Annotated in this window: 17 protein-coding genes; 12 read left to right on the forward strand and 5 right to left on the reverse strand. The window is 71.4% G+C overall.

Features of this window, described 5'->3' with window-relative positions; translation table 11 throughout:
• The first annotated feature begins 47 nt into the window (after positions 1–47).
• The 4 genes from SM757_RS24840 (at position 48) to SM757_RS24855 (ending at position 2,110) form a co-directional block, all read left to right on the forward strand.
• The gene (locus tag SM757_RS24840; protein WP_066341129.1) at positions 48–257 is read left to right on the forward strand and encodes a hypothetical protein; all 210 of its coding nucleotides are present in this window, start codon (positions 48–50) and stop codon (positions 255–257) included.
• Between the two features lie 144 nt (positions 258–401).
• Positions 402–1,019 carry a 3'-5' exonuclease gene (locus SM757_RS24845; protein ID WP_322467451.1) on the forward strand — a complete coding sequence of 206 codons (618 nt, stop codon included), beginning with the start codon at positions 402–404 and terminating at the stop codon, positions 1,017–1,019.
• Between the two features lie 93 nt (positions 1,020–1,112).
• A complete protein-coding gene (locus tag SM757_RS24850) occupies positions 1,113–1,442 on the forward strand; it encodes a hypothetical protein (protein ID WP_322467452.1) in 330 nt (109 codons plus the stop codon).
• 152 nt (positions 1,443–1,594) lie between these two features.
• A complete protein-coding gene (locus SM757_RS24855; RefSeq protein ID WP_066341119.1) occupies positions 1,595–2,110 on the forward strand; it encodes a TerB family tellurite resistance protein in 516 nt (171 codons plus the stop codon).
• Here the strand turns inward: SM757_RS24855 and SM757_RS24860 are convergent, their stop codons facing one another.
• Complete coding sequence (locus SM757_RS24860) at positions 2,111–2,848, reverse strand: TetR/AcrR family transcriptional regulator (RefSeq protein ID WP_084267812.1); 738 nt, start codon at positions 2,846–2,848, stop codon at positions 2,111–2,113. It lies immediately after the preceding gene.
• Between the two features lie 93 nt (positions 2,849–2,941).
• Here SM757_RS24860 and SM757_RS24865 point away from each other — a divergent pair, with 93 nt between their 5' ends.
• Genes SM757_RS24865 through SM757_RS24885 form a run of 5 tightly spaced genes read left to right on the forward strand, consistent with a single transcriptional unit; the run spans position 2,942 to position 9,571 of the window.
• A complete protein-coding gene (locus SM757_RS24865) occupies positions 2,942–3,985 on the forward strand; it encodes an HlyD family efflux transporter periplasmic adaptor subunit (protein ID WP_322467453.1) in 1,044 nt (347 codons plus the stop codon).
• Positions 3,982–5,751: an ATP-binding cassette domain-containing protein gene (locus tag SM757_RS24870; RefSeq protein WP_322467454.1), complete on the forward strand. Its 1,770-nt coding sequence runs from the start codon at positions 3,982–3,984 to the stop codon at positions 5,749–5,751. The genes SM757_RS24865 and SM757_RS24870 overlap by 4 nt, the downstream gene beginning before the upstream one ends.
• Positions 5,748–6,908, forward strand: a complete 1,161-nt coding sequence (locus SM757_RS24875) for an ABC transporter permease (RefSeq protein WP_322467455.1) — start codon at positions 5,748–5,750, stop codon at positions 6,906–6,908. The genes SM757_RS24870 and SM757_RS24875 overlap by 4 nt, the downstream gene beginning before the upstream one ends.
• Positions 6,909–6,922: 14 nt before the next feature.
• Positions 6,923–8,041 carry an ABC transporter permease gene (locus SM757_RS24880; RefSeq protein ID WP_322467456.1) on the forward strand — a complete coding sequence of 373 codons (1,119 nt, stop codon included), beginning with the start codon at positions 6,923–6,925 and terminating at the stop codon, positions 8,039–8,041.
• 21 nt (positions 8,042–8,062) lie between these two features.
• Positions 8,063–9,571 (forward strand): efflux transporter outer membrane subunit, encoded by a 1,509-nt coding sequence (locus SM757_RS24885; protein WP_322467457.1) that lies wholly within the window; start codon positions 8,063–8,065, stop codon positions 9,569–9,571.
• Positions 9,572–9,685: 114 nt separating this feature from the next.
• Here the strand turns inward: SM757_RS24885 and SM757_RS24890 are convergent, their stop codons facing one another.
• From SM757_RS24890 to SM757_RS24900, 3 genes are all read right to left on the reverse strand, one after another.
• Entirely contained in the window at positions 9,686–11,101 is a 1,416-nt protein-coding gene (locus tag SM757_RS24890; RefSeq protein ID WP_066341152.1) for a TAXI family TRAP transporter solute-binding subunit, read from the reverse strand.
• Between the two features lie 90 nt (positions 11,102–11,191).
• Positions 11,192–12,028: an S-formylglutathione hydrolase gene (gene fghA / locus SM757_RS24895; RefSeq protein ID WP_322467458.1), complete on the reverse strand. Its 837-nt coding sequence runs from the start codon at positions 12,026–12,028 to the stop codon at positions 11,192–11,194.
• Positions 12,029–12,033: 5 nt separating this feature from the next.
• Positions 12,034–13,140 carry an S-(hydroxymethyl)glutathione dehydrogenase/class III alcohol dehydrogenase gene (locus SM757_RS24900; RefSeq protein ID WP_322467459.1) on the reverse strand — a complete coding sequence of 369 codons (1,107 nt, stop codon included), beginning with the start codon at positions 13,138–13,140 and terminating at the stop codon, positions 12,034–12,036.
• A gap of 195 nt (positions 13,141–13,335) precedes the next feature.
• On the opposite strand from SM757_RS24900, the gene SM757_RS24905 reads away from it, so the two are divergent.
• Positions 13,336–14,253 (forward strand): LysR family transcriptional regulator, encoded by a 918-nt coding sequence (locus tag SM757_RS24905; RefSeq protein WP_322467460.1) that lies wholly within the window; start codon positions 13,336–13,338, stop codon positions 14,251–14,253.
• A gap of 9 nt (positions 14,254–14,262) precedes the next feature.
• Here SM757_RS24905 and SM757_RS24910 read toward each other — a convergent pair whose 3' ends face one another.
• Positions 14,263–14,505 (reverse strand): glutaredoxin family protein, encoded by a 243-nt coding sequence (locus tag SM757_RS24910; protein WP_066341100.1) that lies wholly within the window; start codon positions 14,503–14,505, stop codon positions 14,263–14,265.
• 181 nt (positions 14,506–14,686) lie between these two features.
• Between SM757_RS24910 and SM757_RS24915 the strand changes: the two genes are divergently transcribed.
• Both SM757_RS24915 and SM757_RS24920 read left to right on the forward strand, forming a co-directional pair.
• On the forward strand, positions 14,687–15,019 hold the full coding sequence (locus SM757_RS24915; protein WP_066341098.1) for a hypothetical protein: 333 nt from the start codon (positions 14,687–14,689) through the stop codon (positions 15,017–15,019).
• Between the two features lie 244 nt (positions 15,020–15,263).
• Positions 15,264–17,411, forward strand: coding sequence for an ATP-binding protein (locus tag SM757_RS24920; protein ID WP_322467461.1), 2,148 nt, complete (start codon positions 15,264–15,266; stop codon positions 17,409–17,411).
• The last annotated feature ends 377 nt before the right edge of the window (positions 17,412–17,788 follow it).

Here is a 17,788-nt window from a genome sequence, read left to right on the forward strand (position 1 = left end):
GCGCTTGGCGGCCGGCACGACATCCATCACTGCCCAAGGAGACAAGCATGACCAACGACGAGTGGGAACAGCGCCTGGTGAATTCCGCCACGCTGCAGGAGCAGGGCACGGGCTGCGCGGCGTGCGCAGGCACCGGCGGCTGGCCGGGCCTGGGCGGTGGCCTGGGCCACTGGGTGCCCTGCAAAGCCTGTGACGAGACGGGGTTGCAGGCCGCGGCGGCAGGGCTGTCGGCCGATGGGCTGTCGGCGCGCGCTTGAACCGGACTTGAGCCGCGGCGCGCGGGCGGCACGGCAGCAAGCTGCCGTGCAATCCGCCGCGCCGTTGGGGCGGGCGGCCGTTGTCCGCCCAAAGCCGCGTTCCGCCGGGCCACTATGCTGGCGCCCCCTCCCGGCGAATCACACATGGAACGCGTTGCTGTACTGGACTTCGAAACCACCGGCCTGAGTCCCGGCATGGGCGACCGGCCCACCGAGGTGGCCATCGCGCTGGTGGAGCAGGGGCGCATCGTGGAGCGTTTCCAGAGCCTGATGAACCCGGGCCGGCCGATTCCCGCCTTCGTCACGCAGCTCACCGGCATCAGCAACGCCATGGTGGCCGCCGCGCCCCCGGTGGCCGAGGTGATGCGCGAGGCGGCCCGCTTCGTGGGCGCGCTGCCCGTGGTGGCGCACAACGCCTCTTTCGACCGCAAGTTCTGGGTGGCCGAGCTGCAGCGGCTGTCGCTGCCGGCGGAGGCCTCTTTCGCCTGCACCATGCTGCTGTCGCGGCGCCTGTACCCCGACTGCGCCAGCCACAAGCTGGGCGCGCTGATTCAAACGCTGGGCCTGCCGCAGACCGGCCGCGCCCACCGCGCCATGGTGGACACCGAGATGGCCGCGCACCTGTGGTGCCGCATCCGCGACGACGTGGCCCGGCGCTGGCGGCTGCCCGCGGTGAGCCACGCGCTGCTGGCGCGCGCGCAGGCCACGCCCAAGGGCAAGCTGGAGCGCTTTTTCGCCGAGCAGCAGGCCTGCGAAGCCTGAGCGGCCGGGTCAGGCAAGCCTTCCGCCCGGGTGGGCGCGGACGGCGGCTTTTGAAAAAATGGCGTCTTGCGCAAGTTCCCTGGAGCGTTTGCCATGACCGAACCCTCGCCGGCTTCCAGCGGTTGTTCCCGCCCGTTCCGCGTTTTCCTGTCGCTGGCCCTGGCGGCCTTGGTCGCGGGCTGGTCCGCACTGCGCCTGAACGGACTGCACGGCGTGCTGCCGTCGCTGGCCACGCTGGCCGCGGCCGGCGCCGCGGGCGCCATGGCCTGGCGGCTGGCCGCGCGCTTCCTGCTGTTCTTCGTTTTGGCCATGGCGCCCGCGCTGGTGCTGCTGGCGCTGGGCGCTGCTGAGCCATTGGCTGCCTTGAGGGCTGCGCGCCGCGCAGTGGGCGAGCGGCGCTTCAGACTTTATTTTTCTCGATGAATTACATCGCAAAAAACGCATTTTCTCGAACAGTCTTCCTGTGAAGAATGGCTTCACCGGCGGACGTTGCGTTCTCAAGCAGCGGCTGCCGGCAAACGGCGCGCCGTGGCCCGCACGGCGCGCTTCACCGACGATGCAAGCAAGGAGCACAGATGGGCCTGTTCGACATGTTCAAGAGCGATTCCGGCGACAAGATGACCCCCCACAAGGCGCTGGCCACCAGCCTGCTCTACATGATGGCGGCCGATGGCGAGATGGACCACGAGGAGATCGGCCACCTGCTGTCCATGCTCGGCGGCCAGGACAACGGCAACGGCACGATCGGCGTGGGCGCCCAGAACCAGGCGCTGCTGGACAGCGCGGTGAAATACCGGCGCACGCACTCCATTGACGAGTTCCTGCGCGAGGCCACGCCGGTGCTCACCGACGCGCAGCGCATGTGCGTGCTGCTCAACCTGCTGGATTCCTCGCTGTCGGACGGGCAGCCCGAGCCCGAGGAGCAGGCGCTGTTCGCCAAGTTCCTGCAGGCGTTCGACGTGTCGGAGACGCGCTTCAAGCCCTTCTTCGAAGTCATCCTGCTCAAGAACGACCGCAGCGTCTTCACGCAGGACAACCACCCCAAGAACCAGCCCGGCTACCACGTACGCCTGAGCGTGCCGGGCGGTTGATCAGGCAACGGGCGGGCGCGCGACCGCAGCGCGCAGCCCGCCCAACGCGAATATCCAGAACTGTTCGGCCAGGACGGCCGCGTCCTGCCGGAACAGCGGCTGCACCGGCGTGGCGCGCTCGCGCCCGGCCACCAGCAGCATCAGGCACGGGGCGATCACGCCCAGCACCAGCGCCGGCAGCCGCGCGTCGCCCGGCAATACGCCGGTGATCTCGCTCACCACCGCCGACAGCAGCTCGAACTTGGGCTGCGCCTCCTCGCGGACGAACTGCTCCCACAGCGGCGAGGGTGCCAGCAGCTCGCGCGCCCACACGCGCATGGGCCAGTTGCCCGCGTCGGCCAGCACGTGGCCCATCAGCTCGCGCAGGAAAGCGCGCAGCTTTTCCTCCGGCGGCAGCCCGCTGCGGGCCAGCTCCCGCAGGAAAGCCAGGCTCACGATGCGCTGGTGCACCTCGCGCAGCACCTCCAGGTACAGCCCGTCGCGGCTGCCGAAGTGGTAGTTGACCGCCGCCATGTTCACGCCCGCGCGCTCGCAGATGGCCTTGCCCGTCGTGTCGGCGTAGCCGCGCTCCGCGAACAGCGCTCCCGCCGTCTCCACCAGCCCCGCGCGCGTGACCGCGCCGTCCGTGCGCGCCTTGCGCTCCAGCCGCGCAGCCTCGGCGCGTGTCTTGCGCGCCGCTTGGGCCGCGGCCTTGCGCGGCGGCCGCGGCGGCGTTGCAGAAGTCGTTGAAGAAGCCATGACGAAAACCAAACCGTAAACGTCCGGCACTTTAATTCAAATGCAAATTTGAATTAGACTTTTCGCGTCGGTGTCCACCCTGATCCTGTTGCCATGGCCAAGAAGAAAGCTGCCTTGCTGGTGCTCTTGTTGCTGCTGCTCCTCGCGGGCGTGCTGGCGTGGCGGCAGGCCCGCGCGCCAGCGGATACGTCCGCGCTCACGCTGCACGGCAACGTGGACATACGCCAGGTGTCTCTCGCCTTCCAGAGCAGCGAGCGCGTGGCCGAGATGCGCGTGGAGGAGGGCGACGTGGTGCAGGGCGGCCAGGTGCTGGCCGTGCTGGAAACGCGCACCGCGGCGCTGCGGCTGCAGCAGGCGCAGGCGCAGGTAGGGGTGCTGGAGCAGGGGTTGCTGGCGCTGCGCCACGGCAGCCGGCCGGAGGAGATCTCGCAGGCCGGTGCGCAGGTGGCCGCCGCGCAGGCCGAGGCCGAGCGCGCGCGGTTGCAAGTGCAGCGGCTCGAAGGCGCCGCCGCCGCCACCGAGGGCCGCGGCGTGAGCCCGCAGGACCTGGACAACGCCCGCGCCCAGGCGCGTGTGGCCCAGGCGCGGCTGGACGCGGCGCGCCAGGCCGAGCGCCTCACGCGCGTGGGCCCGCGCACCGAGGACATCGCCCGCGCCGAGGCGCAGTTGCGCGCCGCGCAGGTCGAGGTCGCGCTGCTGTTGCACCAGATCGAGCTGGCCGAGCTGAAGGCGCCGCGCACGGCCGTCGTGCGTGCGCGGCTGCTGGAGCCGGGCGACATGGCCTCGCCCTCGCGCCCGGCCTACACGCTGGCCCTCACCGACCCCAAGTGGGTGCGCGCCTACGTCGGCGAGCCGCAGCTCGGCCGCCTGCGCCCCGGCATGGTCGCCAGCGTCAGCACCGACGCCGCGCCCGCGCAGCCGGTGGCCGGCCGCATCGGCTTCATTTCCTCGGTGGCCGAGTTCACGCCCAAGGCCGTGCAGACCGAGGAGCTGCGCACGGACCTCGTCTATGAGATCCGCGTGCTGGTGGACGACCCGCAGGACCGCCTGCGCCTGGGCATGCCCGCCACCGTGCGCATTCCTTTGGACGAGACCGCCGCCGCGCCTGCCCAAGCCGCGTCCAAGGCCTCGCAATGAGTGCCGGCGCCCCGGCCGTCCAGGCGCGCGGCCTCTGTAAGAGCTTCGAGGACCGCGCCGCGCGGCGCACCGTGCACGCGCTCTCCGGCGTGACGCTGGACGTGGCCCATGGCGCCATCACGGCGCTGGTCGGCCCGGACGGCGCGGGCAAGACCACCTTCATGCGCCTGGTGGCCGGCCTCATGCGCGCGCAGGCCGGCGAGCTGCGCGTGCTGGGCCTGGACGTGGCGGCCGACGCGCAGGCGGTGCAGGACCGCATCAGCTACATGCCGCAGCGCTTCGGCCTCTACGAGGACTTGAGCGTCCAGGAGAACCTGGACCTCTACGCCGACCTGCACGCCGTGCCGCGCGAGGAGCGCCGCCGCCGCTTCGACGAGCTGCTGCACATGACGGACCTGGCGCGCTTCACCACCCGCCCCGCCGGCAAGCTCTCCGGCGGCATGAAGCAGAAGCTGGGGCTGGCCTGCACGCTGGTGCGCTCGCCGGAGCTGCTGCTGCTGGACGAGCCCACGGTGGGCGTGGACCCGCTGTCGCGGCGCGAGCTGTGGGACATCGTGCAGCGGCTGGTGGAACGGGAGCGGCTGTCCGTGCTGCTGGCCACCTCCTACATGGACGAGGCCGAGCGCTGCAGCCAGGTGCACGTGCTGCACGAGGGCCGGCTGCTGGCCGCGGGCAGCCCCGAGGCCTTGCGTGCCCCGGCGCAGGGCCTGTGCGCCGTTGCCACGCCCGCCGCAGGCGAGCCGGCGCGTACGCTGCAGGCGCGGCTGCTGGATCGGGCCGACCGGGTGGTGGACGCGGTGCCGCAGGGCGGCGAGGTGCGGCTCATCCACCGTCCCGGCGTGGACGCCGCGGCGCTGGGCTTGTCGCCTGATCAGCTTCGCCCCGTGCCGCCCCGGCTCGAAGACGGCTTCATGCGGCTGCTGCGCGAGCGCGGCGATGGGCAGGCCGAGGCGAACGCGGTTGAGATCGAAACCAGCGCCTCCCCGGCGCCGCCGCGTGGCGACGGCCAGCCCGCCATCGAGGTGCAGGACCTCGTGCGCCGCTTCGGCGATTTCGTGGCCGTGGACCGCACCACCTTCAGCGTGCGGCACGGCGAAATCTTCGGATTGCTGGGGCCGAACGGCGCGGGCAAGACGACGACCTTCCGCATGCTCTGCGGCCTGCTGCCCGCCAGCAGCGGCTTGGCGCGCGTGGCCGGGCTGGACCTGCGCCGCGCCCGCGCCGCGGCGCGCCAGCGCATCGGCTACGTGGCCCAAAAGTTCTCGCTCTACGCCAACCTGTCCGTGCACGAGAACCTGCGCTTCTTCGGCGGCGCCTACGGGCTGCACGGGCGGCGCTTGCCGCAGCGCATGGACGCGGTGCTGGGCCAGTTCCAGTTGCGCGGCCTGGAGGCGCAGCCCGCCGGCCAGTTGCCCGGCGGCGTGCGCCAGCGCCTGGCCATGGCGGTTGGGCTGCTGCACGAGCCGGAGATCCTGTTCCTGGACGAGCCCACCAGCGGCGCCGACCCACTGGCGCGCCGCGGCTTCTGGCGCCGCATCACGGCGCTGGCGGCCACGGGCATCACCGTGGTCGTGACCACGCACTTCATGGAAGAGGCCGAGTACTGCGACCGCATCGTCATCCAGGACGGCGGCCGGCTGCTGGCCCTGGGCACGCCGGCCGAGGTCCGCCGCCAGGCCGGCGAGACGCCCGCGCGCCGCCTGGACATGGAGCAGGCTTTCATCAGCATCGTCGAAAACGCCCGCGCGCTGAAGGAAGCGGCATGAGCGCGGCGCCCAAAGCTTCGCCCTCCAACGGCGGCCGCGACGGTTCCATCCGCCGCCTGCGCTCGCTCGTGCGCAAGGAATTCCGCCAACTGCTGCGCGACCGCAGCAACCTGCTCGTTGGGTTGGGTTTGCCCATCGTGCTGATCCTCATCTTCGGCTACGGCCTGACGCTGGACGTGCGCAACGCCCGCCTGGTGCTGGCACTGGAGGACGCCTCGCCCGCGGCGCATGACATGGCCGCCGCCTTCGACGGCTCGCGCTTCATGTCCGCCGTGCGCACGCGCTCGCTGGCCGAGGCGAAGGCAATTTTTGAAGCCCACGAGGCCGATGCCCTGGTGCACCTGCCCGCTGATTTCTCCCGGCGCCTGGCCGCCGGCGACGCGCAGCTCTTCGTGCTGCTGCAGGGCGGCGACCCCATACGCGCCTCCGCCCTGCGCGGCTACGTCGAGGGTGCCGTGGCCGTGTGGGCGCAGAAGCGGCAGGACCGCCTGGGGGGCCGGCCCGGCAACGCCGGTGTCGTCGTGGTGGACCGCCTCTGGTTCAACGCGGCCAACAACAGCACCTGGTACCTGGTGCCGGGCCTGATCGTCTTGATCATGACCCTGGTGGGCACCTTCCTCACCGCGCTGGTCATGGCGCGCGAGTGGGAGCGCGGCACGCTGGAAGCCCTGTTCGTCACGCCCGTGCGGCCCACGGAAGTGCTGCTGGCCAAGACCATCACCTACTTCGTGGTTGGGCTCTTTGGCCTGGCGCTGTGCCTGGTGGCGGCGCGCGGCCTGTTCGGCGTGCCGCTGTACGGGTCGCTGCTCGTCCTGCTCGTGGCCGGCATGCTCTACATGGTGGTGTCGCTGGGCATCGGCCTGCTGATCTCGGCCCTCACCAAGAACCAGTTCGTGGCCAGCCAGATCGCCATCCTCGCCAGCTTCATGCCGGCGCTCATGCTCTCCGGCTTCGTCTTCGACCTGCGCAACGTGCCGCTGGCCGTGCGCATCGCCGGCCACGTGCTGCCGGCCACCTACTTCATGGAGCTGGTGAAGACGCTGTTCCTGGCCGGCGACCAGTGGGCGCTGATCGCCAAGGACGGTGCCATCCTGGCCGCCTACGCCGTGGGCCTGCTGGCGCTGGCACGCGCCGTCACGCGCAAGCGGCTGGACTGAAGGGAGCGCCGGACATGCTTGCCGCTTTCATGGACGGGCTGCGCCGCCTGCTCAACCTGTGCAGGAAAGAATTCCTTGCCGTGGTGCAGGACCCGGCCAGCCGCGTGGTGCTCGTCGTTCCCGTCATCCTGCAAAGCCTGCTCTTCGGCTATGGCGCGACCTTCGACCTGACCAACGTGCCCTACGCCGTGCTGGACCAGAGCCGCGGCGAGGCTTCGATGAGGCTGCTGGCACGGCTGGACGGCACGGGCGCCTTCCACCGCGTGGCCACGCTGCAGGCGCCGCGCCAGATCGCGCAGGTGGTCGATGCCGGGGATGCGCTGCTGGTGCTGCACTTCCCGGCCGACTTCGAATCGCGCCTGGCCGCCGGCCAGGCGGCGCCGCTGCAGTTGATCCTGGACGGGCGCAACTCCACCACGGCGGGCAACGCGGCGGCGCAGGTGCGCGCCATCGTGGCCGACTTCAACGCCGGCCTGCCCGGCGCCGCGCCGCCGGTGAGCGTGGTGTCGCGCGCCTGGTTCAACCCCAACCTGGAGACGCGCTGGAACATCATGCCGGGGCTGATCGCCTCGCTGAGCATGCTGCAGGTGATGATGCTGTCGGCCCTGTCGGTGGCGCGCGAGCGCGAGCAGGGCACCTTCGACCAGCTCCTGGTCACGCCCTGCACGCCGGGGATGATCATGGTGGGCAAGGCGCTGCCGTCCATGGCCATCGGCCTGCTGCAGTCCACGCTCATCCTGCTGGTCACGCGCTTCTGGTTCCACGTGCCCATGGCCGGCAGCGCGCCGGCGCTGCTGCTCGGGCTGCTGCTGTTCACGCTGGCGGTGGTGGGCATGGGCCTGTCCATCTCGGCCCTCTCGGCCAACATGCAGCAGGCCATGCTCTACACCTTCGTCCTGCTCATGCCCCTGGTGCTGCTGTCGGGCCTCGCCACCCCGGTGCACAACATGCCGCAGGCCTTCCAGATCGCCACGTACGTGAACCCGCTGCGCTTTGCCATCGACCTCGTGCGCCGCGTCTACCTGGAGGGCGCGACGCTCACCCAGGTCTGGCAGGACCTGCTCCCCTTCCTGGGCGTCGCCGCCGTCACGCTGCCGCTGGCGGGCTGGCTGTTCCGCAACCGCCTCGTCTGAGCGACTGAAGAAGAGAAGGCCATGAAGATTGCCCGCTCAACCCTCCGCCCGTCCCGCCGCGCCTGGCTGGCCGTGGCTGCCGCGCTGGCGCTGGCCGGCTGCGCCGCGGTGGGGCCTGACTTCGAGCCGCCCGCGCCGCCGGCCCCGCAGCAGCGGCCCAGCAGCGCGCCGGATTTGTTGAGGGGCCTGCCCGTCAACGAAGAAACGCTGCCGCAGCGCTGGTGGACGGTGTTCGGCGATCCGGCGCTGGATGCGCTGCAGGACCGCCTGCTGGCCGGCAGCCACGACCTGCACAGCGCCGCGCTGCGCTTTGCGCAAAGCCGGCTGCAGCAGGCGGTGGTGGCCTCGCAGGCCGCGCCGCACGTGGACGCCAGCGCACGCGCCACGCGCCAGCGCCAGAGCGAAAGCGGTGCCGAGACGCGGCTGGTGCAGGCCCTAGGCGGCGCCAACCGCGCGGCGCTCACCGAGGTGCTCGCGTCGCCCTTTCCGCTGTACCAGGCGGGGTTCGATGCGTCCTGGGAGCTGGACTTGTGGGGGCGGGTGCGGCGCAGCATCGAGTCCGCCGACGCGGGCGTGGAGGGCGCGGCGGCGCTGCTGGCGCAAACGCGCCTGGCCCTGGGCAGCGAGCTGGCGCGCGCGTATTTCCAATGGCGGCTGGCGCAGCGCCAGCAGGCCTTGCTGGCCGAGCAGGTGGCCGCCGCCCGTGACGCGCTGGGCCTGCTGCAGGCGCAGGCTGCGGCCGGGCTGATGGCCGAGGACGAGCCCTTGGCGCAGCGCACCCGCGTGGCCGAGCTGCAGGCGGCGCAGGCGCCGCTGCGTGCGCGCGAGGCGGCCCTGGCGAACCAGATCGCCACGCTCACCGGCGGGCTGCCCGGCAGCCTGGGTGACGCGCTGGCGCCGCTGCCGCTGCCCGCCGTGGACGCGGCGCCCGCGCTGCCGGACCTGTCGCTGGGCCTGCCTTCCGAGCTGGCCCGCCGCCGCCCGGACGTGCGCGCGGCCGAGGCGCAGTTGCATGCCGCCACGGCCGACATCGGCGTGGCCGTGGCCGACCTGTACCCGCGCATCGCGTTGGGCGCCAGCGTGGGCCTGCAAAGCGTGGAAGCCGGCCGCTTTGGCGACTGGGGCTCGCGCACCTGGCAGGTCGGCCCCGTGCTGAGCCTGCCGCTGTTCGACCGGGGCCGCCGCCGCGCCACGGTGGAGCTGCGCCGGCTGCAGCAGCAGCAGGCCGCGGTGGCCTACCAGCAGGCCGTGCTGAAGGCCTGGCAGGAGGTGGACGACACGCTGCTGGACTACGCCGCCGAGCGCCGCCGCCACGCCGAGCTGGCGGCGCGGCTGGACGACCGCCGCGCCGCCTGGGCCCTGGCCCAGGGCCGCCGCGCCCATGGCCTGGGCAGTGAACTGGCGCCGCTGCAGGCCCGGCTGGCCTACCTGCAGGCGAGCGCCGACCTGGCCGAGAGCCGGGCGCGGCTGCACACGGGGCTGGTGGCGGTGTTCAAGGCGGTGGGGGGCGGGGTGGAAAGCGGCTCGTAGGCCGGCCCGGCGTGGCCCCCTGAACGTGGTGTTAGACGGTCTAACACCCCCGTTGGGCGCGGCCGGTCCGTGCGCTGCAGGCCGCGGAACCCGCCGCAGCGGGCGCGCGCCGCCTCAATGCACCAGCTGCCGCGCCGGCACTTCGGGGCCGTGCTTCTCGTCCGCCGCCGCGGTCGTCGCCGGCAGCCGCTCGCGCAAGCGCCGGCGGACGAGCTGGATGTGGCTGCGCAGGTCGTAGAGCTGGTCGGCGTAGGACAGGGGGATCTGCACACGGCCCACGCGGGCCTCGATGTCCTCCAGCTCGCGCAGCAGCTCCAGCGCCGGGCGGCGCTCCACCGCCTCCTCCACGACGCGCAACTGCCCGTACCAGCGGAACACGCGCGAGCGCACGCGGAACTGGTAGAGCGGCGGAACGACCTTGGACAGCGGCAGCAGCACCGCCACGATGGCCACCAGCGCAAACCACATCCGGTCCAGCAGATTGGCCAGCCAGAAGGGCAGGTAGCGCTGCAGCCACGGCGTGCCCGTCTTGTAGAAGCGCTGCGCCTCGGCCGCCAGCGGCCACTCGGTGTTCTGCGCGCTGGGAAAGTCGCCCTTGTGCTGGAACCAGCCCGGCTGCCCGTGCACCTGCTGCGCGGCCTGGACGAAAAGCTGCATCAGCGCCGGGTGCAGCGACTCGCGCGCCACCAGCGTGGCCGTGGGGGCGATGAGATGCACGTCCTGCGCCGGCGTGTCGCTGGCCAGGTCGGCCACGCCGCGCGGCAGCACCACGTGGCTGATGAACGGGAAGCGCCGCGCGTAGGCCTCGGCCTGCGACAGGCTGGCCAGCCGGATGCCCGGCGTGCGCAGCAGCATCTGCACCATGTGCGATTCCGGCGCCGAGGCCATCACCAGCGCGTCCACCCGCCCCGCCAGCAGCTCGACCACGGCCGGCGTGAGCGGCTGCTTCCCCAGCGTGAGCGCCGAGGGCGCCACGCCGTTGGCCTGCAGCAGCCGCTCCATCAGCGGCGGCACGCCGCTGCCGGGGGCGCCGACGTTGAGCTTCCAGCCCGCCAACTGCGCCAGGCTGGTGAGCGCGGGCGGCTCGGCGGCGCCGGACGCGGCACGTGCCGGCTTGGGCAGCAGCCGCCGCGCCGAGTCGTCGCGGTAGAACAGCCACAGCGGCTCGTAGAACACGCTGCCCAGGGACAGCAGCCCGTCGTCCTGCACGTCGGCCGCGCCGCCCTGCGCGAAGCCGATGTCCACGCCGGAATCCGGATCGCGCAACAGCGCGGCGTTCTCGGCCGCCCCCTGCGTGGTGCGTATCTCCACCCGTATGCCGTGCTTCTCCAGCAGCGCCGCGTAGCGGTGGCCGAACTCGGTGTAGGCGCCCTGCGGGGCGCCGGTGGCCAGCGTCACGTGGCGCGGTGGCGTCGGGTCCAGCACCCAGTACGCCAGCGCCAGCAGCAGCAGGCCCAGCAGCAGGAAGGGCCCGGCCGTGATGGCCAGGTCGCGAAGCGTCAATAGCGAGTTCTTGAGGGCAGCGGACATGGGCGCCACCATACCCGGCCGCGTGCCGTGCACCCTTGCCGGTGCCACGCGCCCGCGCCGCCCGCCGCTGGCGGGCAGGCCGCTCACGCGCTAGGCCAGCAGCGTGGCCGCGTGGTGGCGCAGGTGGTCTTCCACGAAGGTGGCGATGAAGTAGTAGCCGTGGTCGTAGCCCTCGTGGCGGCGCAGCGTCAGCGGCTGGCCGGCTTGGGCGCAGGCGACTTCGAACAGGTGCGGGTGCAGTTGCTCGGCCAGGAATTTGTCGGCCAAACCCTGGTCGATAAGCAGGGGCGGCAGCCGCCCGCCCGCGGCGATCAGCTCCGTGGCGTCGTGCGCCGCCCAATCGGCGCGGTTGCTGCCCAGGTAGCCGGTGAAGGCCTTTTCGCCCCACGGGCAGCGCGAGGGCGCCGCGATGGGCGCGAAGGCCGACACGCTCTGGTAGCGCCCCGGGTGGCGCAGCGCCAGCGTCAGCGCGCCGTGGCCGCCCATGGAGTGGCCGAACAGGCCCACGCGGTCGTCGCGCGCGGGGAAGTGGGCGGCCACGAGCTCGCGCAGCTCGCGCGTCACCCAGCTCTCCATGCGAAAGCGCGCGGACCAGGGCGATTGCGTGGCGTCGAGGTAGAAGCCGGCGCCGTGGCCGAAGTCCCAGGCCGCGTCGGCGCCTTCGATGCCGGTGTCGCGCGGGCTGGTGTCCGGCGTCACCAGCATCAGGCCCAGCTCCGCGGCCACGCGCTGCGCGCCGGCCTTGATGGCAAAGGTTTCCTCCGTGCAGGTCAACCCGGCCAGGTAGTACAGCACCGGCACCGGGCCGTTCTTGGCCTGCGGCGGCACGTACACGCCGAACTTCATGGGCGCGCCGATGACGGCCGAGTCGTGCTTGTAGAAGCCCTGGGTGCCGCCGAAGCAGCCGTGTTCGCTGAGCGTCTGCATGGCGCTCAGAACTCGACGACCGAGCGGATGGACTCGCCGCGCTTCATCAAGCCGAAGCCCTCGTTGATGTCTTCGAGCTTGAGCTTGTGGGTGATGAGGCTGTCGATGTCGATCTTGCCTTCCATGTACCAGTCCACGATCTTGGGCACGTCGGTGCGGCCGCGCGCGCCGCCGAAGGCCGAGCCTTCCCACTTGCGCCCGGTGACGAGCTGGAAGGGCCGCGTGGAGATTTCCGCCCCGGCCTCGGCCACGCCGATGATGAGGCTGCGCCCCCAGCCCTTGTGCGTGCACTCCAGCGCCTGGCGCATGGTGGTGGTGTTGCCTATGCACTCGAAGCTGTAGTCGGCGCCGCCGTCGGTGAGCTGGACGATGGCGTCCACCACGTTGCCCACGTCCTTGGGGTTGATGAAGTGCGTCATGCCGAACTTGCGCGCCATTTCCTGGCGCCCGGGGTTCAGGTCCACGCCGATGATCTTGTCCGCGCCCACCATGCGCGCGCCCTGGATCACGTTCAGGCCGATGCCGCCCAAGCCGAACACGACCACGTTGGCGCCCGCTTCCACCTTGGCGTTGAAGAGCACGGCGCCCAGTCCCGTGGTGACGCCGCAGCCGATGTAGCAGACCTTGTCGAAAGGCGCGTCGGGGCGGATCTTGGCCAGCGCGATCTCGGGCACCACGATGTGGTTGGCGAAGGTGGAGGTGCCCATGTAATGGAGGATGGGCTTGCCGTCGAGGGAGAAGCGGCTGGAGCCGTCGGGCATCAGGCCCTTGCCCTGCGTGGAGCGGATGGCCTGGCACAGGTTGGTCTTGCGCGAGAGGCAGAACTTGCACTGGCGGCATTCCGGCGTGTAGAGCGGAATGACGTGGTCGCCGGGGCGCAGGCTGGTCACGCCCGCACCCACTTCCATCACCACGCCCGCGCCCTCGTGGCCGAGGATGGCGGGGAACAAGCCTTCCGGGTCGGCGCCGGAGAGGGTGTAGTAGTCGGTGTGGCAGATGCCGGTGGCCTTGACCTCCACGAGCACCTCGCCGGCGCGCGGGCCTTCCAGGTCCACGGTCTCGATGGTGAGCGGTTCTCCGGCCTTCCAGGCCACGGCGGCGCGAGTCTTCATAGCGGGGTGCTTCCTTGTTCGGGGTTGGGCCGCGACGCGGCGGACGCCGCCGCTTGCCTGGGCAAGGCGGGCCACGTCGTCGGGGACGGCGGCCCATTGTTCGAGACCAGGGCCCGCCTGTAAATGGAAGAATGGCGACTTCAGAATTCCTCAGGCTGGAACAATCTGGCGCGAGCGCCCAGGGGCGGAAACAAGGTGTCGAATCAACTGGAGCTGCTGCGCATCTTTCTCACGGCGGCCGAGTGCGGGAGCTTTCGCGAAGCGGCGCTGCGCTTGGGCGGTTCGCCGCAGACGGTGACGCGCGCCGTCAAGGAGCTGGAGGAGCACTTCGGCGAGCTGCTGTTTCACCGCAGCACGCGGCAGGTGCGCATCACGGCCTTCGGCGAGCAGCTCGCGGCGCGCTCGCGCCCGCTGCTGGCGGACGTGGAAAGCCTGTTCAGCACGCCGGGGCGGGTGCCGGCGGCCTCGCAACTGGCGGGGCGGGTGCGCATCACGGCGCCGCGCGTGCTGGGCCGCGGCGCGCTGGTACCGGCGCTGGCGGGGCTGGCGGCGCAGCACCCGGGGCTGGCGCTGGACGTGCGGCTGTCGGACGTGTTCGCCGATGTGGTGGACGAACAGATCGACGTGGGCGTGCGCATCGGCTTTCTGCGCGACAGCCGCCTGGTGGCGCGCAAGGCCGGCGAGGTGGCCTTTTCGCTGGTGGCCACGCCGGCGCTGGTGCGGCGCCTGGGCGCGCCGCAGCGGCTGGAGGACTTGTCGGCGCTGCCGGTCACGGCCCTGCTGGACCCCAACACGGGCCGCACCTGGAGCTGGTACTTCGCCAGCGGGCGGCAGTTCACGCCGGGCAGCGACACCTTCGTAACCGACGACCCGGACGCGGAAGTGGGCGCCATCCTGGCCGGTCTGGCCGTGGGCCAGTTGCCGGACTACCTTGCGGCGCCGCTGCTGCGCTCAGGCGCGCTGGTGGCGCTGCTGCCGCAGCTCGCGCCGCCGCCCTGGGACGTATGGGTGTACCGGCCGCAGCGCGGCCCGGTGCCCGCGCGGGTGCGGCTGGTGTTCGACCACATCGTGGCCGCCGTGGCCGATCACGGCCGCGCGCTGCGCGAGGGCTGAAGGCCGCCTTCAGCGGCCGAGCTGCGCCAGCGCGGCCTGCAGGCCGGCCACGCCGCCCACGCGCTGGTCGTTGATGAAGATCTGCGGCATCTGCCGCACGGACGGGCCGCAGCGCTCGTAGAAGGCCAGGCGCTGGGCCTCGTCGTCGATCTGTATGACTTCGAAGGGCAGGCCCTTGCTCTGCAGCAGCTTCTTGGCGGTGTCGCACTGGGGGCAGGCGCTCTTGCTGTAGACGACGATCTTCAGGTTCATGGTGCGGGGGGTGGACGCGGAAAAAGGCGGCGAGTATCCCAGCATCCGGCGCGCGCGCAGACCGGTCCGGGCTGCCTAAAGTCGCAGTGCGCGGGGTGGCGAGAAGCCGTGCCGCTGGGCGTGGCGCTCGGGTGGGGCGAAAATACGCGTTTTGAGTCCGGACACCGACGTTTCCTCATCCATGAAGCAGAACCAAGCGCCCGCCGCGCCCGCCCCCGCCGCCGAGCAGCGCGGCCCCAAGAAGCAAGCGATGGAATCGTCGCTGGCCGCCGCCTTCGACCGCATGGCCCAAAAGAGCGGCTTCGACAACTGGAAGCAGCTCGACCGCGAACAGCCCCTGCCCAAGCGCGAGGCTGCGCCCAACCCCCGCTCCAACCCCGACCACAAGCCCGAGCCGCCCAAGATTTCCGGCAAGCAACTGGCCACGGGCCAGAGCGGGGACGTGTCGTTCTCCGACTTCATGAAGGGCACGCAGCCCCTGGGCCCCACGCCCAAAGCCCCGGCCAAGAAGTAAGCCGAGGCCGGCGCCCGCCGCCTCTGCGCGGCGGCAGCGCCGCGCGGCGCGCCTTGAGCCGCCGCTCCACGCGCTCCAGGCGCGGCGCGATGACCTGCGCCATGCGCTGCAGCCGCGCGCGGCCCCCGAAGTTCCACTGTCGCTCCGGCCCGTTGGGCGGCTAAAGTGGCCGCCCCGTGCTCGTGCATGCGGCGCCTTGGCGTACAGATGCACCGAGCGGTTCACCCTGCGCCACGGAGCCGTGATGCCCGTAACCGCGTCTCTTGCCGCCGCCCGCTGGTCCCGCGTGGCCTTGCTGGGCTCCATCCTCGTCCCGGCACTGCTGTTCGTGGCCGTGGCCCACTTTCGCTACGGCGAAAGCTTCAAGGAGGCGCAGCACCGCGCCGCGCTGGCGGCGCACGTGGTGCAGGAGCACGCCGCGCGCGTGGCCGAGACCAACGACGTGCTGGCCCGGCTGGCGCTGGCCGCGGTGGCGGGCTTGTCCAACGAGGAGATCGCCGCGCGGCGCACGGCGCTGCACCAGCAGTTGAAGGCCGGCACACGCGGCCTGGGACAACTGCAGTCGCTGTGGCTGTGGGACGAGCGCGGCGCGCCGCTGGTCAGCAGCCGCGTGGCCGTGCCGCCGGCCTGGCTCAATGTGGCCGACCGCGAATACTTCGATTGGGCGCGCGATTCGGCCGAGGCGCGCGAGGGCCGCTGGTTCGTGTCGCGGCCGCTGGTGAGCCGCACCACCGGCGAGCCCTTTTTCGACTTCACCCTGCGCCGCCAGGACGCGCAGGGCCGCTTCCAGGGCGTGCTGTCGGTGTCGCTCTACCCGGACTACTTCAAGTCCTTCTACGAGGAGATCGCCCGCGGCCAGCCCGGGCTGAGCATCGCGCTGCTGCGTGCCGACGGCGCCGTCATCGCGCGGCTGCCCGCCGTGCCGCTGGGCACGGCGCTGCAGGCCGAAAGCCGGCTGCTGGCGCCCATGCGCGCCGGAGCCGAGAAGGGCACCCTGGCCGGCACGTCCACCATCGACCAAGTGCCTCGCCAGCTCGCCTTCCGCCGCGTCGGCGAGCTGCCGCTGTACGTGGTGGCGGCCTTCGACGACGCCATCGTCGTCGCCGCCTGGCGGCGCGAGATGGCGCTGCTGGCGGCCTTCCTGCTGCCGCTGGCCCTGGGCCTGGCCGCCGTGAGCTGGCGCGCCGCGCGCGGCCGCGGCCGCGAGGCGCGCGCCGTGCAGGCGCTGCAGGACGAGGTGCGCCAGCGCATCCGTGCCGAGACGGCGCTCGTGCAGGCGCAAAAGCTGGAGGCCCTGGGCCACATCACCGGCGGCGTGGCCCACGACTTCAACAACCTGTTGATGGTGGTGCACACCAACAACCAGCTCGTCCGCCGCCTGCTGGCGGTGGGCCAGTCGCCGGACAACGCGTTGTCGGCCATAGACCGCGCCGTCACCACCGGCGCGCAGCTCACGCGGCAGTTGCTCACCTTCGCGCGGCGCCAGCCGCTGCAGGTCATCTCCATACGGCTGCGCGACGCACTGCCGCCGCTGCTGAGCCTCATCCAGACCTCGGTGGGCCGCCCGGTGCAGGTCAGCGGCAACGTGGGCGCCGACGTGGGCTGCGTGTTGGCCGACCGCGCGGAGCTGGAGCTGGCGCTGATCAACCTGGCGCTCAACGCCCGCGACGCCATGCCGCAGGGCGGGCGGCTGTTGGTGAACGTCACGCGCCAGGCGGGCGGCCAGGGGGCGTCGCCGCGCGTGGCCATCACGGTGTCGGACAGCGGCAGCGGCATCCCGGCCGAGCTGCGCGACCGCGTCTTCGAGCCCTTCTTCACCTCCAAGCCGCCGGGGCAGGGCACCGGGCTGGGCCTGGCGCAGGTCTACGGCTTCGCCACGCAGGCCGGCGGCAGCGTGCAGCTCGACAGCGAGCCGGGGGAAGGCACTTCCGTGACCATCTACCTGCCCGCGGCCGACGACAGCGTCGAGCCGCCGGCCGACGAGCCACAAACCCTGCCCTCGCTCAGCGGCACCGTGCTGCTGGTGGAGGACAACGACGAGATCGCCAGCGCCCTGGCGCCGCTGCTGCAGCAAAGCGGCGCACGCGTGCTGCGCGCGGGCGACGCGCAGGCCGCGCTGCGCGAGCTGGCGCAGCCGCAGGCGCGCGTGGACGTGGTGCTCAGCGACATCGTCATGCCCGGAGCGCTCAACGGGCTGGACCTGGCGCTGCAACTGCAGCGCACGCACCCCTTGCTGCCCATCGTCCTGATGACGGGCTACACCTCCCAGCTGCACAAGGCGCTCAGCCACGGCTTCCAGGTGCTCCCCAAACCCTGCTCGCCCGTGGCGCTGTGCCGGGCACTGGCCGACGCGGCGCACCGGCACCCCGCAGACGTCTCGGTGCAGGATTGACCCGCGTGCCAAATGCACGCTTTGTTCAGAACAAATATCTATAAATAAATTTCTCCCGCTGGCGCTTGAATTTATATTGGGTCTTCGGAAAAACCCGAAGAACCTTGTTTCCTGGAAAGCCCTTCATCACAAATCGGCCACAATTTGCGTCAGTTTCGTGTCAGTTGTGTATCTGTGTGGGCTTGGACATATTTTGTCCAAAGGCATGCTTGACAGTGCTGTAACAGATCCAAATCGTGCTTTCGTCATGCTTTCAACATCTCGTGGTGAATGGGTCGTTGCCCAATTATCGGAGATGCGGGCTGCTTGATAAGTGGCCACTCGATGGCATTTCATGTTCGGAAAACATGAAATTCCGATAACGAGCCCATAAAACC

Origin of the sequence: Azohydromonas lata (assembly GCF_034427735.1) — a bacterium.
Classification (GTDB): Bacteria; Pseudomonadota; Gammaproteobacteria; order Burkholderiales; family Burkholderiaceae_C; genus Azohydromonas; species Azohydromonas lata.

Bases quoted from the DNA above. Each gene is read 5' to 3' on its own strand.
- SM757_RS24840 (WP_066341129.1), top strand. From the start codon at position 48: ATGACCAACGACGAGTGGGAACAGCGCCTGGTGAATTCCGCCACGCTG.
- SM757_RS24845 (WP_322467451.1), top strand. From the start codon at position 402: ATGGAACGCGTTGCTGTACTGGACTTCGAAACCACCGGCCTGAGTCCC.
- SM757_RS24850 (WP_322467452.1), top strand. From the start codon at position 1,113: ATGACCGAACCCTCGCCGGCTTCCAGCGGTTGTTCCCGCCCGTTCCGC.
- SM757_RS24855 (WP_066341119.1), top strand. From the start codon at position 1,595: ATGGGCCTGTTCGACATGTTCAAGAGCGATTCCGGCGACAAGATGACC.
- SM757_RS24860 (WP_084267812.1), bottom strand. From the start codon at position 2,848: ATGGCTTCTTCAACGACTTCTGCAACGCCGCCGCGGCCGCCGCGCAAG.
- SM757_RS24865 (WP_322467453.1), top strand. From the start codon at position 2,942: ATGGCCAAGAAGAAAGCTGCCTTGCTGGTGCTCTTGTTGCTGCTGCTC.
- SM757_RS24870 (WP_322467454.1), top strand. From the start codon at position 3,982: ATGAGTGCCGGCGCCCCGGCCGTCCAGGCGCGCGGCCTCTGTAAGAGC.
- SM757_RS24875 (WP_322467455.1), top strand. From the start codon at position 5,748: ATGAGCGCGGCGCCCAAAGCTTCGCCCTCCAACGGCGGCCGCGACGGT.
- SM757_RS24880 (WP_322467456.1), top strand. From the start codon at position 6,923: ATGCTTGCCGCTTTCATGGACGGGCTGCGCCGCCTGCTCAACCTGTGC.
- SM757_RS24885 (WP_322467457.1), top strand. From the start codon at position 8,063: ATGAAGATTGCCCGCTCAACCCTCCGCCCGTCCCGCCGCGCCTGGCTG.
- SM757_RS24890 (WP_066341152.1), bottom strand. From the start codon at position 11,101: ATGTCCGCTGCCCTCAAGAACTCGCTATTGACGCTTCGCGACCTGGCC.
- fghA (WP_322467458.1), bottom strand. From the start codon at position 12,028: ATGCAGACGCTCAGCGAACACGGCTGCTTCGGCGGCACCCAGGGCTTC.
- SM757_RS24900 (WP_322467459.1), bottom strand. From the start codon at position 13,140: ATGAAGACTCGCGCCGCCGTGGCCTGGAAGGCCGGAGAACCGCTCACC.
- SM757_RS24910 (WP_066341100.1), bottom strand. From the start codon at position 14,505: ATGAACCTGAAGATCGTCGTCTACAGCAAGAGCGCCTGCCCCCAGTGC.
- SM757_RS24915 (WP_066341098.1), top strand. From the start codon at position 14,687: ATGAAGCAGAACCAAGCGCCCGCCGCGCCCGCCCCCGCCGCCGAGCAG.
- SM757_RS24920 (WP_322467461.1), top strand. From the start codon at position 15,264: ATGCCCGTAACCGCGTCTCTTGCCGCCGCCCGCTGGTCCCGCGTGGCC.